We start from the raw sequence: 15480 nt of genomic DNA, 5'->3' as shown, positions 1-15480 counted from the left end.
TCTCCTCTTGATGAAGGGTGCCTGGGACTTTGCCCGGCATTCCACCCGAAACGGGCGGGGAACGGCGGCAGTCCGGCAACTCATGCATAAACTATGTGCGGCAGTCAGTTTATGCGTCATCCGCCGGCATCTCTAATACGGCGGCCGGCAGCGCAGAGGGCTGCCGGCAGACAACCGCCTCCGGATTCAGTAACGACCGGACGCGGCCCGACATACAGGAGGACCATTGGCGGCCAGTTCACGCAGCGCCCGCGAAGCCAAACGGCGCATCCAGCAGATGGAGGCAAAGCGCGAGCTGCGGCGGGACCAGGAGAAACGGCGCAAGCGCGACAACCTCATTGCCGCCGGCGCCGGAACCGCCGCCGTCTTGCTCGCCGTCGTACTCCAGCTGACTGCCTTTGCCGGCAACCCCACGGAAGACGAATTCGCCGCCGCAGAGGCCGGCCTGACCAGCCCAACCGACTCCCCCACGCCGTCTGCACCTGCGACCAATGGCGCCAACATCCCGGCCCCGGACACTGCCGCCGGCAAGGTGTTCACCGGTGAACTGGCAATGAACGGGAACGTGCTCGGCGTCGAAATCGACGGGACCAAGGCACCCCAGGCCGCCGCGGTCTTCAAAGCACTCACGGACGAGGGCTTCTACAACGGCAGCGCGTGCCACCGGCTGACCACGGGCGAAACCTTCAGCCTCCTGCAGTGCGGCGGCGCCTCCGCTGCCGCCGACCCCGAGTACACATGGGGGCCCCTCGAAAACACGCCGGCAGACAACACCTACCCTGCGGGCACGATTGCCGTAGCCCGGTCCGGCGACAACGCCTACGGTAACGGAAAGCAGTTCTTTGTGGTCTACAAAGACACGGTGATTCCCGCCGACTCCGCCGGGGGCTATACGGTGGTGGGCAAGGTGACCTCCGGAATGGAAGCAGTGACCGCCATTGCCGCCGCGGGAATCACCCCCGGCTCCAGCGCATCAGACGGCGCACCTGTGCAACCAGTCACGATAGACTCGGTTTCTCTGAAGTAGGAACCCAGGCCTTTACGGCCCCGGTGCAGTACGTGAGTATTTCCCTCCAAGCGAAAGACTTTTAGCGGTGACAGACAGTCAGAAATCCGACGAAACAGCAGCAAACCTGACCGAGGTAACGGCCCCCGTGGCTGACCAGGCAGACGCTGTCCAGCCAACCCCCGAACAGGCCACGGTTGGCGAAACCGTGGCTCAAGCGGACGTGGATCAAGAGGGCCTGGCCGCCCAGGCCGAAGGTGACGAGGGCCCGGTGGCCCCGGTAGAAGCGGCCGGTGACGAGAGTACGGTTATACAGTCCCCGGCTGAAGAAGCCCCGGCTCCGGCACCGGTGCCTGCTCCGGCAGCTCGACCCGCCCCGTCGCCGGCAGCCTTCGCCGCCCGGCCCAAGCCGGCAGCAGCCGCACCTGCGGCAGCACCGGCACCCGTCGCCTCCGCGACCTCGCTGGCGGAAGCTGCAAAGTGGGGCCGTGTCGAGGGTGACGGCCACGTATTCCTGACGATCGACGGCGATGAGCACCCGGTGGGCCAGTACCCCGGCGTCAGCAAAGACGAAGCCCTTGCCTACTTCGCGCGGAAGCATGACGACATTGTTGCCCAGGTTCTGCTCCTGGAGCAGCGCATCAGCTCCAAGGCGCCCAGCACCGATATGCAGAAGACCGTCACGCACCTGCGCGAACAGCTGGCAGAGCGGAACATGGTGGGAGACCTCCGTTCCACCGAAGCACGGCTGGATACTGTTTCGGCGCAGATCGCCGAACTCGAAAAGGCAGAGAAGGCGGAACACGACGCCGTTCGCTCCGCCGAACTCGCGGCCCGCGAGGCCATCGTGGCCGAAGCCGAAGAGATCTCGGGCCAGGATCCCGCACAGATCCAGTGGAAGACCTCCAGCGCCCGGATGAACGATCTTTTTGAAAGCTGGAAGACAGCCCAGAAGAGCGGCATCCGGCTTGGCCGCAGCAACGAGGACGCATTGTGGAAGCGGTTCCGTGCCGCCCGCACCGTCTTCGACCGTCACCGCCGCGCATACTTCTCCCAGCTGGACAGCACCAACTCGGCCGCAAAATCGGCCAAGGAGAAGCTCATCGCGGACGCCGAGGCCCTGTCCTCGTCCACCGACTGGGGCTTTGCCGCCGGCGAATACCGCCGGCTCATGGATGAATGGAAGGCCTCACCGCGCGCCAGCCGCAAGGACGACGACGCCCTCTGGGCCCGTTTCCGTGCCGCCCAGGATGTGTTCTTCACTCACCGGCAGGCAGCCAACGAGGAGATCGACCAGGAATACGCCGCCAACCTCACGGTGAAGGAAGCACTCCTCGTCGAAGCTAACAGCATCCTGCCGGTCAAGGACCTGGCCGCGGCCAAGAAGGCGCTCCAGTCTGTCCGCGACCGCTGGGAAGAAGCCGGCAAGGTCCCCCGCGCCGACATGGGACGCATCGAAGCGGGCCTCCGCAAGGTGGAGGACGCTGTCCGCCACGCCGAAGAGGAAAAGTGGCAGCGCTCGAACCCCGAGACGAAGGCCCGCACCAACAGCGCCCTGTCGCAGCTGGAAGCAGCCATTTCCGGCCTGCAGGACGATCTCGCCAAGGCAGAGAATGCCGGCGACCAGCGCAGGATCAAGGGGGCCCGCGAAGCCCTTGAGGCGAGGCAGGCCTGGTTGGACCAGATCCAGCGCTCGGCCAGCGAGCTTTCCTAGTCAGCAGTTTCTAGGACGCCTTTCGTAGGGCGTTTGTCGCAGGACGCATAGGCCCGGTCCCGGTTATCCACATAGCCGGAACCGGGCCTGTGCGCGTTAAGGGAAGACGCGGCAGGATGGAGGGATGGCCACCTCCTCACCGCCCCAATACCCGGACCTGTATTCGCCGGGGAAGCCTTTCGCGTGGCCCGAACTCCAGTCGCTGGCGGCGGACGGTGTCTTGGCGCAGTTCCACCAGCACGGCTTCACGCTGCCGGACGCTCCGGCGTCACCCCAGGTGCGGGCCAGAACGGTGGCCAACGCGGTTCCGGCAGCGGTCAGGCAACGCGTGGTGGCCGGGCGGATGACGGCGGCCTGGATCTACGGCTGCGCGGCTGAACCGGACCGGCTGGCCTTGCTGGTGGATGCGAAGCGGCGGATTTCGAGCCTCCGCAATACCCGGGGCTGCACGCTCCATGAAGTCAGGCTTGGTCCGTTCGACGTTGTCAGCATGGGCGGGCTGATGGTGTCCAGTCCGCTGCGCACCGCCGTGGACATTGCCCTGCACGTCGACGCCCACCGGGCCTTGCCTGCACTGGAAGGCTTGCTGGCCCGCCCGGAACGGGACGTGCGGCTGCGCCTGCTGATCCTGGCCATCGAAGCCAGCCCGCGGGTCCCGCACAAACGGGCCGCACTGGAAAAGCTGGCCCTGCTAGCTCCGGCGCTTGTTGCCGGTGGTCCGGTAAACGTCGAACACGCCGTCGATGCGCCGCACGGCGCTGAGGACGTGGCTGAGGTACTTGGGGTCGCCCATCTCGAAGGCGAACCTGGAGATGGCCACCCTGTCGGTGGAGGTATTCACGCTGGCCGCCAGAATGTTGACGTGGTTCTCGGACAGGACGCGCGTGACGTCGGAGAGCAAGGACTTCCGGTCCAGCGCCTCAACCTGGATCTCCACCAGGAAAACACTTGACTGGGTGGGTGCCCAGTCCACCTCGACAATCCTGTCGGGCTGGTCCCGGAGATCCGAAATGTTGGTGCAGTCCGTACGGTGCACCGAAACACCGGAGCCGCGGGTGACAAAGCCCAGAATCGGGTCCGGCGGAACGGGCGTGCAACAGCGCGCGAGCTTCACCCAGACATCGCCAACGCCGCGCACCACCACGCCGGAATCGGAGAACTTGGTTTTGGCCACCTGCGTAGGGATGCTGACTTCAGTGATGTCGTCGTCAGTGCTCTCGTTGCCGCCCAGGCTTTCAACAAGTTTCTCCATGACCGACTGCGCTGACGTATGACCGTCGCCTACGCCGGCGTAGAGGCCCGAGATGTCAAGGTACTTGAAACCTGCGGCCACCGACGCGAGGGCCTCGTGCGTCATCAGGCGCTGCAGGGGCAGGTTCTGCTTGCGCATCGCCCGTGTCAGCAATTCCTTGCCGCGGTCGATTGCTTCTTCGCGTCGTTCCTTGCTGAACCACTGACGGATCTTGTTCCGGGCGCGGGCACTCTTGACGAAGTGCTGCCAGTCCTGGCTAGGCCCGGCGCCTTCGGCCTTGGACGTGAAGATCTCAACCCAGTCGCCGTGGTTCAGCTCGCTGTTCAGGGGAACGAGCTTGCCGTTGACCCGTGCGCCGATGGTGCGATGCCCCACTTCGGTGTGGACGGAGTAGGCAAAATCAACCGGAGTCGATCCGGCAGGCAGTGCCATGACCTCGCCCTTAGGGGTGAAGACAAAGACTTCGCGGGCATTGATCTCAAACCGCAGCGAGTCCAGGAACTCCCCTGGATCGGAAGTCTCCTGCTGCCAGTCAACCAGGGATCTCAGCCAGCCCATATCGCCGTCGCGGGGGCTGCCCGGCCCCACTGCCGTACGGTTGGGCTGATCCTTGTACTTCCAGTGGGCGGCCACACCGTACTCAGCACGGCGGTGCATTTCGTGGGTCCTGATCTGGATCTCCACGGGCTTGCCGCCGGGACCGATCACCGTGGTGTGCAGTGACTGGTACATATTGAACTTGGGCATGGCGATGTAGTCTTTGAAACGCCCCGGCAATGGGTTCCAGCGCGAATGCATGGTGCCCAGGGCGGCGTAACAGTCCCGGACCGAATCGACGAGCACTCGGACGCCCATGAGGTCGTTGATGTCGTCGAAATCCTTGTCCCGGACGATCATCTTCTGGTAGATCGAGTAGTAGTGTTTCGGTCTGCCGGTAATGGTGGCCTTGATCCGGGCGGTACGGAGGTCGTCGGTGATCTGGTCCCGGATGACGCCGAGGCTTTTCTCCCGTTCCGGGGTGCGGTCGCCCACCATCCGGACAATTTCCTCATAGACCTTCGGATAGAGGGCCGCGAAGGACAGATCCTCCAACTCCCACTTGATGGTGTTCATGCCCAGGCGGTGGGCCAGGGGCGCGAATATTTCAAGGGTCTCGCGGGCTTTTCGGGCCGATGACTCCGCGGAGACAAACCGCCAGGTCCGGGCGTTGTGGAGCCTGTCCGCGAGCTTGATCATAAGGACCCGGATGTCCTTGGCCATGGCCACAACCATCTTGCGGACGGTCTCTGACTGCGCGGCTTCACCAAAGCTGACCTTGTCCAGCTTGGTGACGCCGTCCACCAGCATGGCAACCTCAGGACCGAAGTCCCTTTTGAGGTCCGCCAAGGTGTAAGGCGTGTCCTCGACCGTGTCGTGCAGCAGGGCCGCAGCGAGGGTGGTTCCGCTAAGACCCAGCTCAGCGAGGATGGTGGCTACGGCCACGGGGTGGGTGATGTATGGATCACCGCTCTTGCGCTTCTGCCCGCGGTGGCTCTGCTCAGCCACCTCGAAGGCGCGCTGGATAAGATCAAAATCTTCTTTGGGGTTGTTCGCGCGGACGGTACGCAGCAGCGGCTCAAGAATGGGCGAATAGGTTGCCGTGCCGCGGCCGGTCAGCCTTGCCAAGCGGGAGCGCGTCCGTTCGCGGCGGCCGGGAAATGTAGGGCGGGCACCCGAGTTGTCCACGGGAACAGCCGGCGCCGGGCGTGCGGAAGCGGTCAGTCCGGTCTGGACTCCGTGGCCCGGACTGTTATCCCCGCCTGCCGTTGGCACCGACGCCGAACGTTCTTCCAATGAAGCACCCCTCACGACTGTTTAATTACCCCAGTCTATTCCCCTGTCAGTTCACTTATGTAACCGGCGCTTAAATGCGAACGGGCCGGGCGACGTCGGTATTCCGACGCCGCCCGGCCCGCTGTGATGCAAAGGGTCAGGCCCCCGCGGGCGTAGCCGATTCTTCGGTCCGGGCATTGTTCGCGGACCTCCGGTGTTCGACCCGTTTCGCCTGCTTCACCAGGTCAGGTTCGTTCTGGCGCAGCCAGACATACATCGGGGCAGCGATAAAAATGGTCGCAGCCGTACCGATCAGAATTCCAACGAACAGTGCGAGCGACAGGTCTCGCAGCGTGCCTGCCCCCAAAAGACCGGCACCGATGAACAGGATGGCGCCGACCGGGAGGATGGCCACCATCATGGTGTTGATAGAACGCACCAAGGTCTGGTTGACGGCGAGGTTGACCTCCTCACCGAAAGTACGGCGGGTGGACGCATCGAGATCAGCGGTGTTCTCACGGATCTTGTCGAAGACCACCACCGTGTCATACAGCGAGTAGCTGAGTACCGTCAGGAACCCGATGATGGCTGAGGGCGTGACCTCGAAGTCGCTAAGGGCATACACGCCGGCGGTGATGAACATCGTCACCAGCATTCCAGCCATCGCGGACAGCGACATCTTCCAGGTCCGGAAGTACAACGCCATCAGCACAGCGGCCAGGGCCACGAAGACGATCAGGCCGATCAGGGCCTGCTTAGTGACATCCGCGCCCCAGGTGGGTCCGATAAAGGTTGAAGTCACCTCGTTGTCGGTGACGCCGTAGACAGTAGTCAGCCCGGCTTTGATTTTGAGGGTCTCATCATCAGTGAGCTTGTCCGTCTGAATCCGCATGGTGGTACCGGCTACGTTGGCCACGCGCGGAATGGCCCCTGGCACCACTTCCTGCACGGCCTGCTCGCCCAGGCCGGCATCAGTTGTTCTCACGTTGGAGACCGTGAACTCGGACCCGCCCCGGAATTCGATGCCAAGGTTGAAGCCACCCTTGGCAGCAGGGATAAGGATGGACAGGGCAACCGCCACCGCCGCGATGAGGAACCAGACTTTCTTGGCCCCGACAAAGTTGTAGGAGCGCTTGCCGGTGTAAAGCTCGTTGCCGAAATTGGCGAAGCTGCTGGACATTACTTGTTCTCCTTGGCTGCGCCGTTGGAGGAGCCCGTAAGCTGCTCCTGCTTTTCTGCGAGGCGGCGTTCGGCGATGGTCATCCTGCGGGCTGCTTCGGCCGCCGCGCCCGTATTCTTGGCCCGGACCACTTCTGGCCTGGCCTCGGGCGTACGGAGGCGCCCTGCGCCCCGGTACAGCGGCACAACGCCAAGGCGCTTGGGGTCAAGCCCGGAGAAGGAGTGGCCCTCGCCGAAGAACTTGGTGCGCGCAAGCATCTGCAGCGTCGGGTGTGTGAACATGAAGACCACGATGAGGTCCGCGATGGCGGTCAGGCCGAGGGTGAAGGCGAAGCCGCGGACGTTTCCTACGGCCACGAAGTAGAGCACCAGAGCGGCCAGCAGGTTGACGGCCTTGGAGGCCAGGACCGTGCGCTTGGCCCGTTTCCAGCCGTTTTCGACGGCGGAGACTAGGCCCCGGCCCTCGCGCAGTTCGTCGCGGATGCGTTCAAAGTAGACAATGAACGAGTCAGCGGTCTGACCGATGGCCACGATGAGGCCGGCGACGCCCGCAAGGGAGAGCCGGTAGTTTTCGGTCCACCCCAGAATCGCGATGGCGAGGTACGTCAGGGAACCGGCCACCACCAGCGATGCAATGGTGACAAACCCCAGGGCGCGGTACTGGAACAGCGAGTAAACCACCACCAGCAGCAGGCCGATGAGGCCGGCCAGCAGGCCCATGCGCAGCTGCTCGCCACCGAGCGTGGCGGAAATCTGCTGCTCACTCTGGATCTCGAAGCTGATGGGCAGCGCCCCGAACTTCAGCTGATCGGACAAGGCCTTGGCGCTCTGTTCGGTGAAGTTACCCGTGATCTGGGGGCGGCCATCAGTGATGACTGCCAGGGACCGCGGGGCAGAGATGACCTGGTCATCAAGAACAATGGCGAACTGGGCTTTGGGGTCGTTGCCGGTCTCGCCGCCGGCTGCCACGTAGAACTGGTTCAGGCGCTGGGTGACGTCTTTGAACTTAGTGGTGCCATCGGCGTCGAACTGGATGTTCACTGCCCACTGGTTCGTCACGGCACCCTGGGATCCCCGCTGAAGCTGGAAGGAGGACGTGACGATGTTGCTGCCCTTCACCTCCACTGGGCCCAGGATGTACTTGATTGCTGGGGTCTTCGCCGTCGCGGGCTCGCAGGTCACCAACGGTTTCGTGGGATCTGAACGCTGCTGCTTTTCCTGCGAGGGGTTGTCGCAGTCCAGGGTTTCGAAGCTGCGGTAGACATCGGCAGTGATCCAGTTGGTGTCACTGCTGTTGGCCGGTGCCGCGGTGGGCTTTGGCAGCTGGTCCTCCGGGGTGAGCGATGCCGTGGGAACGGGTGCGCCGGACCCGTTGAGGAGAACCGGGCGGAAGTTCATGTCCGCGGAAGCCTGGATCAGTGCCCGCGTCTGGGTGGACGGCGTACCGGGAAGGCTAACCACAACGTTCCGGCCGGACTGCGTGCTGATTTCCGCTTCGGCAACACCGGAGCCGTCAACGCGTTGGCGGATGATGGCTACGGCCTGATTGAGCTGTTGTTCGTTAATATCCGAACCGCCACCCTCAACCTTGGGCGCCAGGATCATCTGGGTGCCACCCTCGAGGTCCAGTGCCAGTTTGGGTGCCCAGCTTGCCTGTCCGGCAAGGGTGCCGCCGGCCAGGACGGCGGTCAGCACGGCGAGGACTACACCGAGCCACACCAGTACCCTCAGGCCTGAGTTGTTAGGGCCAGTTCGTGCCATTGTCGATCTTTCTCTTATTTACGGAGGAACCACCGGCGGGAGCTATCAGTCCCACCGGCGGTTGTCCCCAGCCGTAGAGGTGTTGTAACGCGGGCTGCCGTGCGGCGCGGACTAGATGTCCTTCTTGCCCTCGTCGTTGAGGCGCTTCAAGGTCTCGTCCGGGGTTTCGGCGGATGCTGTCGGGGTGCCCGCGTCTTCAGTGGTCAGGGAGGAGGCGTCATCCGGGACGGCCGGAGTCTCGGCCTCGACGGCCGGTTCCACAATCTTGGTCACGGCCTGGCGGTGGACGGTGGCCAGGTTCCCGGGCGAGAGTTCCAGGACAACCTTGTTCTCCGCGTCGTCCATGGAGACAATCCGGCCATAGAGTCCGAAGCTCGTCATGACCTCAACACCGGGCTCGAACTGGGACTGCAGCGTTGCCTGCTGCTCCTTGGTCTTCTTGTTGCGGCGGAACATCATGAAGATAAAGATTCCGAGCATTGCGAACAAGACGATGTTCATTGGATCCACAGGGAAGATTCCGTTCTGTACTGGCGTATCGAGTGTTTGGCAGCGTCCGCGTCGTTCCCCGTTGCAGAAAATCGTGCCTGGCAGGCAACGGCTCCTCGGAGCCGCCGCGGGAACACAGACCCGAACGTGCCGGGTGTCATACCAGTCTAAAGGGAAAAGCTGGGAGGACAGTGCTATTGACCGTTCGGTGCCCATTCAGCTGCGGACTCGGCGGTGTCGGGGTCCGGTTCGAACAGATCCAGCGGCTCCTGCCCGAAAACTCCGGCCGGTACGGCGAAGCCCAAGTGGGTCCAGGCCGGAGCCATCGCGATGCGGCCCCGAGGCGTCCGGCCCAGCAGGCCTTCGCGCACCAGGAACGGTTCCGCCACCGTTTCCACGGTCTCGGTCTCCTCCCCCACAGCAATCGCCAAGGTAGAAAGGCCCACGGGGCCCCCGCCGAACTTCGTAATGAGTGCTTCCAGGACTGCCCGGTCAAGCCGGTCCAGGCCCCTCTTGTCCACTTCATACATGTCCAGGGCAGCAGAAGCTGCGCGGGCATCGATCTGCTCAATCCCATGCACGAGTGCCCAGTCCCGGACCCGGCGGAGGAGGCGGTTGGCGATACGCGGCGTACCGCGGGACCGGCCAGCAATTTCGCTGAAGCCCGCAGAGTTGACCTTGAGGTCCAGCAGGCCGGCAGAACGCCTGAGCACCAGTTCGAGCTCGGCCACGCTGTAGAACTCCAAATGCCCGGTGAACCCGAATCTGTCCCGGAGCGGGCCCGGCAACAGACCGGCGCGTGTGGTGGCACCTACGAGCGTGAAGGGCGGGAGTTCCAACGGTATGGCGGTGGCCCCGGCGCCCTTGCCCACCACAATGTCCACACGGAAGTCCTCCATGGCCATGTAGAGCATTTCCTCTGCCGGCCTGGACATCCGGTGGATCTCGTCCAGGAACAGGACCTCCCCTTCGGAAAGGGAGGAAAGGATGGCAGCGAGGTCGCCGGCGTGCTGAATGGCCGGACCGCTGCTGATCCGCAGTGGCGCGTTCATTTCAGCGGCCACGATCATGGCCAGGGTGGTTTTGCCGAGGCCTGGAGGGCCGGAAAACAGCACGTGGTCCGCACTGCGTCCCCGCATCCGGGAGGCTTGCAGGACAAGCGAGAGTTGCTTGCGGACCCTGTGCTGGCCTACGAAGTCATCCAGGTTCTTCGGCCGGAGGGCGGCTTCGATCACCCGTTCCTCGGGTTCCTCCCCGGCCGCCACCACCGAAGGCTCAGCCACGGCTGCCTACGCGGTTGCCGGCCCGCGCGCCATCCTGGCCCAGCCAGCGCAGCGTGGTCCGCAGGATCTCGGCCACATTGCCACGGAATTCAACCTCGGGATCGTCCGCAAGGGCCTTCTCGATGCTCGCAGCCGCATCCTTTTCCGACCAGCCGAGGCTGGTCATGGCCGCAACCACCTGGGGCTTCCAGGCTGCCTCGGCCGGGGTGGACGCGCCGACGGCACCTGCCGTGCCGTGCGGCACCAGCTTGCCGGCCAGTTCCAGCACGATCCGTCCAGCCACCTTGGGGCCGATGCCTGGCACTTTCGTGAACGTTTTGCTGTCACCTGTGTGTGCAGCAACCCGGACCGCTTCAGGCTCATGCACGGCTAGCACCGCCAGCGCGAGCCGCGGACCCACGCCGCTGACACTGAGGAGTACGTCAAAGACTTCACGTTCGTCGTCGGTGGCAAAGCCGAACAGGGTGAGTGAATCCTCGCGCACGATCAGCGAGGTGAAGAGCTTGCCTTCCTCGCCGGTGCGGAGACGACTGAGGGTCTGCGGCGTGGCGTTGACGCTCATGCCCGCCCCGTTGAGGTCGATTACTGCAGTGGAAAGGCCCACATGCGCTACGGTTCCGCGAAGGAAACTGATCAAAGCCGGGCTCCTGGTGTACTGCCGGGCTCTTGGGAGTAGGACCGGCTATCCGAACATATCTACGAATACCCTAGCAAGCGCCGCGGACATTCAGCGTGCGCGGCGCGCTTTCGCCTCGGCATCGGCCCAGGCACGCTGGGCCGGAGTCAGCGACAGACTGCCGGGGCCAGTGGTTGCCACAGCGGCGCCGCTGCCCGCGCGCCAGGCGTGGGTGATGGCAAGCGCCAGGGCATCTGCAGCGTCTGCAGGCCGCGGCGGCGCGTCCAGCCTGAGGATTTTCGTGACGAGTTTGGTCACGGCTTCCTTGTTCGAGGTACCGCTGCCGGTCACTGCTGCTTTCACTTCTGACGGCGTGTGCAGAGCCACCGGGATCCCGCGCCGGGCCGCGGCAGCAATCACCACACCGGAGGCCTGCGCCACCCCCATCACCGTGCTGACGTTGAGCTGGGAAAAAACGCGTTCGACGGCGAGAACGTGCGGCTCGTAGCGGTCCAGCCACTCGTCGATGGCCAAGGCAATAACCAGCAGGCGCTGGTCCAGGGTCTCCTCGGGAGAGGTACCCACCACCCCGACCGCCACCATCGTGGCCCGCCGGTTCCGCTCGACGTCGACCACGCCGATGCCGCAGCGGGTGAGGCCCGGGTCAACGCCCAATACGCGCAGGGTCACCCTGAGACATCCGCCCTAGGCCACAAAGCGGACAGTCACTCAGCTTCCAGGGCGGCCTGGACTTCGTCGCTGAGGTCCGCGTTGCTGTAGACATTCTGGACGTCGTCGAGCTCTTCCAGGGCGTCAACCAGCTTCAAGAACTTCTTGGCGGCATCGAGGTCCAGCGGCACCTGCATGGACGGCACAAACTCGGCCTCGTCGGTCTCGTACTCCATTCCTGCTTCCTTGAGGGCATCGCGGATGCCCTGGAGATCGGTCGGCTCAGAGTGGATCTCGAAGCTGTCGCCGTTGTCCTTGACTTCCTCGGCTCCGGCGTCGAGGACGGCCATCAGGACGTCATCCTCACTCAGGCCGTTCTTCGGCAGCGAGACGACGCCCTTGCGGCTGAAGAGGTAGCTCACCGAACCCGGATCGGCGATGGTGCCGCCGTTGCGGGAAATGGCCAGGCGGACCTCGGAGGCCGCGCGGTTCTTATTGTCCGTCAGGCACTCGATCAGCAGCGCCGAACCCTGCGGGCCGCGGCATTCGTACATGATCTCGGTGTAGTCAACCACTTCACCGGTGAGGCCGGCGCCACGCTTGATGGCACGGTCGATGTTGTCGGCGGGCACCGATGTCTTCTTGGCCTTCGTGACGGCGAGTTCGAGACCGGGGTTACCGGCGAGGTCCGGTCCACCCATACGCGCAGCGACTTCGATGTTTTTGATCAGCTTGGCGAACGACTTTGCGCGGCGGCTATCGAGGATGGCCTTCTTGTGCTTGGTCGTTGCCCATTTGGAGTGTCCTGACATGCTTTACGCGTCTCCTCTGATCATGCGGATAAAAAGTTCATGTACACGTTTCTCCCCAGTCACTTCCGGGTGGAAGGAGGTGGCCAGCAGGTGGCCGGAACGCACTGCAACAATTCTAGCTGTCCCCGGCAGGCTGGCCGCATGGGAGGCGTGCTCCGGGTCGGCGGGCTCCACCTGGGCCAGGATCTCCACGCCGGCTCCGACGCGCTCCACCCAAGGGCCGCGGATGAACACTGCATGTACTGGCGCAACGCCGGATTCCGTGGCGCTGAAGTCCGGGCCCTTGAAGTCCAGGTCCGTTTCGAACGACTCGCGCTGGCGGCCGAAGGCGTTGCGCCGCACCGTGATGTCCAGGCCGCCGAAGGTCTGCTGCGGATTGCCGGCCAGGTCCATGGCCGGGTCGGCGATCTCGTCGGCGAGGAGGATCATGCCGGCGCAGGAACCGTAGACCGGCAGTCCGTCGCGGATCCGGTCCTTCAACGGTCCGGACAGCTCAAAGGCGCGCGCCAGCTTGTCGATGGCTGTTGATTCGCCGCCGGGAATGACCAGGCCGTCGAGGCCGTCCAGTTCCGAAGACCTGCGGATTCCGACGCCCGCGGCACCGGCGGCTTCCACGGCCCGGAGGTGTTCGCGGAAGTCGCCCTGAAGTGCCAGGACGCCGATCCGCAGGCCCGAGCCCACGCGTGCAGAAGCTGCCGAAAGGGGGTTTGTCATCCAATCAGCATAATGTGCGCGGCTCCCTGGGCGTCGCCGGAAGCGCTTCCCGGGAAGGGTTCTATGCCGTTGCTGGGATATATTACAGAGCATGCTTTACATCAGTGTTCCGCTCGGCAAGCTGGTCCGCCGGGTCTCCCGGCTCAGGGGCGGCGGGTCCGCCCTGCCCGGGCTGGTGGTCGAGAAAATCGATCCCGGCTTTATGCAGCGGACGCTCGCCACGCTCCCCCACGGCGTTGCCGTGGTGAGCGGAACCAACGGCAAAACCACCACCACAAAGATGGTGGTGGAACTCCTGGAAAGCCAGGGCCTGAAGGTCTTCACCAACCGCACAGGCAGCAATTTCACCCGCGGCGTGGCCGCCGCCCTGCTGGGCGAAGTGGACTGGCGCGGCAGGCTCACGGCCGACGTCGCCGTCCTGGAGCTCGACGAAGCCCACGCCACGCATTTTGTGAACCGCGTCCCGCCGCGGTACAGCCTCCTGCTCAACGTCCTGCGTGACCAATTGGACCGGTTCGGCGAGATCGACAAGACAGCCCAGCTGCTCCAGCACATCGCTGACAAGACCACCGGAACCGTGGTCCTCAACCGGGAAGATCCCCGTGTTGCCCGCATCGCGGACACCCTTACCGGCCAGGACGTCCAGTACTTCGGCCTGGACGACTCCCTCCTCAGCACCTTCCCCAACGACGACGACATGCGGGCAGCGCCCGGAAGTCCCGCCCCGGCGACGCTCCCCCACAAGCCGCCCGCCGAAGTCGTACTCCGCAAAGTGGGGCCGGACACTGCCGATTTTGAGTACGACGGCGTCACGGTCACCACCGCGATGAAGCTCCGCGGCGTCTACAACATCTTCAATGCGGCCGCGGCGTTGACCCTGGCCCGCAGCATCTGTGGCGGGGGTGCCGCCACAGCCGACCACGCCACCCTGCTCACCGCACTGTCCCAGGTGGAGCCGGCGTTTGGCCGCGGCGAAAGCCTCACGGTGGACGGCCAGCCACTGGACCTCGTGCTCGTCAAAAATCCCAGCGGTTTCCGGCTCGGACTGAAGTCCTTCCCCGCGGCCGGCTACGCCACCATGATCGCCATCAACGACAACTACGCCGACGGCCGGGACATGTCCTGGCTGTGGGACGTGGAATTCGATTCGCTCCGCGACGGCGGCGTGGACCAGCTGACCGGGTCCCGTGCCTATGACATGGCGCTGCGGCTGCAGTACGACGACGTCCTGATCGGCGGGGTCCAGCCTGAGATCGCGCCCGCACTGGCCGCGTTCATCCGCGAGGCCAAGGGAAAGCCGAAGCGGATCTTCTGCACCTACACAGCCATGCTGGCCATCCGCCGCGAGCTGTCCAAAATCACCACAGTGGAGGTGGTCTCATGAGCGTTGAATCACTGGGCATTGGGCCGGACGGCGTCGAACAGAATTCCAAGGGCACACTCCGGGTCCTGCAGCTCTACCCGCGGGACATGAACATCTACGGCGACTGGGGCAACGCCCTGGTGATCAGGCAGCGGATCGGCTGGCACGGCTATACCCCGGAGCTGCTGGAATACAACGTCGGCGACGAGTTTCCGGCCGATGTGGATCTCATCGTGGGCGGCGGCGGGCAGGACAGCGGACAGCTGGTCATCAAGGACGACCTGCAGTCGCAGGCCGATGTCCTCACTCAGCTGGCCGAGGACGGCGCGCCGATGCTGGTGATCTGCGGGCTGTACCAGCTGTTCGGGCGCTTCTTCAAGACCCGTTTAGGCTCGGTCATTCCGGGCATCGGTGTCCTGGACGTGGAGACGCACGGCACGGACGAACGCCTGATCGGCAACGTCAGGGTGGCCACCGAAGAGTTCGGCGAGGTGCTGGGCTACGAGAACCACAGCGGGCAAACCACGCTGGGTCCCGGCGTCCGGCCGTTGGGGACCACGGCGAAAGGTACCGGCAACAACAGCAGCGACGGCCACGAGGGCGCTCGCTACAAGAATGTGGTGGCCAGTTACCTGCACGGTTCGCTGCTGCCCAAGAACCCTGCCATCGCAGACTTCCTTATCAGGACCGCCGCTGAACGAAAATACGGCATGTTCACGGCCGGCGCCCCGGACGACCGCTACGCGGTGCTGGCCCGGGAGCATGCGGCGCGCCGTCCGCGCTGACTTTACTTTTACTGCGCTGGGTCGC

The 15480-nt window shown here is 64.4% G+C and carries 13 protein-coding genes; 4 read left to right on the top strand and 9 right to left on the bottom strand.

Going from position 1 to position 15480, the window contains the following annotated elements; genetic code table 11:
- Window positions 1–226 precede the first annotated feature (226 nt).
- Entirely contained in the window at window positions 227–1027 is an 801-nt protein-coding gene (locus ACQCSW_RS10280) for a peptidylprolyl isomerase (RefSeq protein ID WP_426985601.1), read from the top strand.
- Between the two features lie 67 nt (window positions 1028–1094).
- Window positions 1095–2720: a DUF349 domain-containing protein gene (locus tag ACQCSW_RS10275; protein WP_426985599.1), complete on the top strand. Its 1626-nt coding sequence runs from the start codon at window positions 1095–1097 to the stop codon at window positions 2718–2720.
- 691 nt (window positions 2721–3411) lie between these two features.
- On the opposite strand, the gene ACQCSW_RS10270 is transcribed toward ACQCSW_RS10275, so the two are convergent.
- The 9 genes from ACQCSW_RS10270 to pdxT form a co-directional block, all read right to left on the bottom strand.
- Window positions 3412–5805: a RelA/SpoT family protein gene (locus tag ACQCSW_RS10270; RefSeq protein ID WP_426985597.1), complete on the bottom strand. Its 2394-nt coding sequence runs from the start codon at window positions 5803–5805 to the stop codon at window positions 3412–3414.
- Between the two features lie 136 nt (window positions 5806–5941).
- The gene (gene secF / locus ACQCSW_RS10265; protein WP_426985595.1) at window positions 5942–6964 is read right to left on the bottom strand and encodes a protein translocase subunit SecF; all 1023 of its coding nucleotides are present in this window, start codon (window positions 6962–6964) and stop codon (window positions 5942–5944) included.
- Window positions 6964–8724, bottom strand: a complete 1761-nt coding sequence (secD, locus tag ACQCSW_RS10260) for a protein translocase subunit SecD (protein ID WP_354250188.1) — start codon at window positions 8722–8724, stop codon at window positions 6964–6966. Before secD ends, secF begins: the two co-directional genes overlap by 1 nt.
- 111 nt (window positions 8725–8835) lie before the next feature.
- Window positions 8836–9225 (bottom strand): preprotein translocase subunit YajC, encoded by a 390-nt coding sequence (gene yajC / locus ACQCSW_RS10255; RefSeq protein ID WP_426985593.1) that lies wholly within the window; start codon window positions 9223–9225, stop codon window positions 8836–8838.
- Between the two features lie 182 nt (window positions 9226–9407).
- Window positions 9408–10496 (bottom strand): Holliday junction branch migration DNA helicase RuvB, encoded by a 1089-nt coding sequence (gene ruvB, locus ACQCSW_RS10250; protein WP_426985591.1) that lies wholly within the window; start codon window positions 10494–10496, stop codon window positions 9408–9410.
- A complete protein-coding gene (gene ruvA, locus ACQCSW_RS10245) occupies window positions 10489–11133 on the bottom strand; it encodes a Holliday junction branch migration protein RuvA (RefSeq protein ID WP_426985589.1) in 645 nt (214 codons plus the stop codon). Before ruvA ends, ruvB begins: the two co-directional genes overlap by 8 nt.
- 90 nt (window positions 11134–11223) lie before the next feature.
- A complete protein-coding gene (gene ruvC, locus ACQCSW_RS10240; RefSeq protein WP_111907711.1) occupies window positions 11224–11802 on the bottom strand; it encodes a crossover junction endodeoxyribonuclease RuvC in 579 nt (192 codons plus the stop codon).
- A gap of 35 nt (window positions 11803–11837) precedes the next feature.
- Entirely contained in the window at window positions 11838–12593 is a 756-nt protein-coding gene (locus ACQCSW_RS10235; protein WP_426985587.1) for a YebC/PmpR family DNA-binding transcriptional regulator, read from the bottom strand.
- A gap of 3 nt (window positions 12594–12596) precedes the next feature.
- The gene (gene pdxT, locus ACQCSW_RS10230; protein ID WP_426985585.1) at window positions 12597–13307 is read right to left on the bottom strand and encodes a pyridoxal 5'-phosphate synthase glutaminase subunit PdxT; all 711 of its coding nucleotides are present in this window, start codon (window positions 13305–13307) and stop codon (window positions 12597–12599) included.
- Between the two features lie 91 nt (window positions 13308–13398).
- On the opposite strand from pdxT, the gene ACQCSW_RS10225 reads away from it, so the two are divergent.
- Together ACQCSW_RS10225 and ACQCSW_RS10220 are read left to right on the top strand one after the other, a co-directional pair.
- Entirely contained in the window at window positions 13399–14691 is a 1293-nt protein-coding gene (locus tag ACQCSW_RS10225) for a MurT ligase domain-containing protein (protein WP_426985583.1), read from the top strand.
- On the top strand, window positions 14688–15455 hold the full coding sequence (locus ACQCSW_RS10220) for a type 1 glutamine amidotransferase (protein ID WP_426985581.1): 768 nt from the start codon (window positions 14688–14690) through the stop codon (window positions 15453–15455). The genes ACQCSW_RS10225 and ACQCSW_RS10220 overlap by 4 nt, the downstream gene beginning before the upstream one ends.
- Window positions 15456–15480 lie beyond the last annotated feature (25 nt).

It is taken from the genome of Pseudarthrobacter sp. Y6, assembly GCF_050156205.1.
In the GTDB taxonomy this organism is placed as follows: domain Bacteria; phylum Actinomycetota; class Actinomycetes; order Actinomycetales; family Micrococcaceae; genus Arthrobacter.
This window is presented reverse-complemented; position numbering and strand designations above follow the sequence as displayed.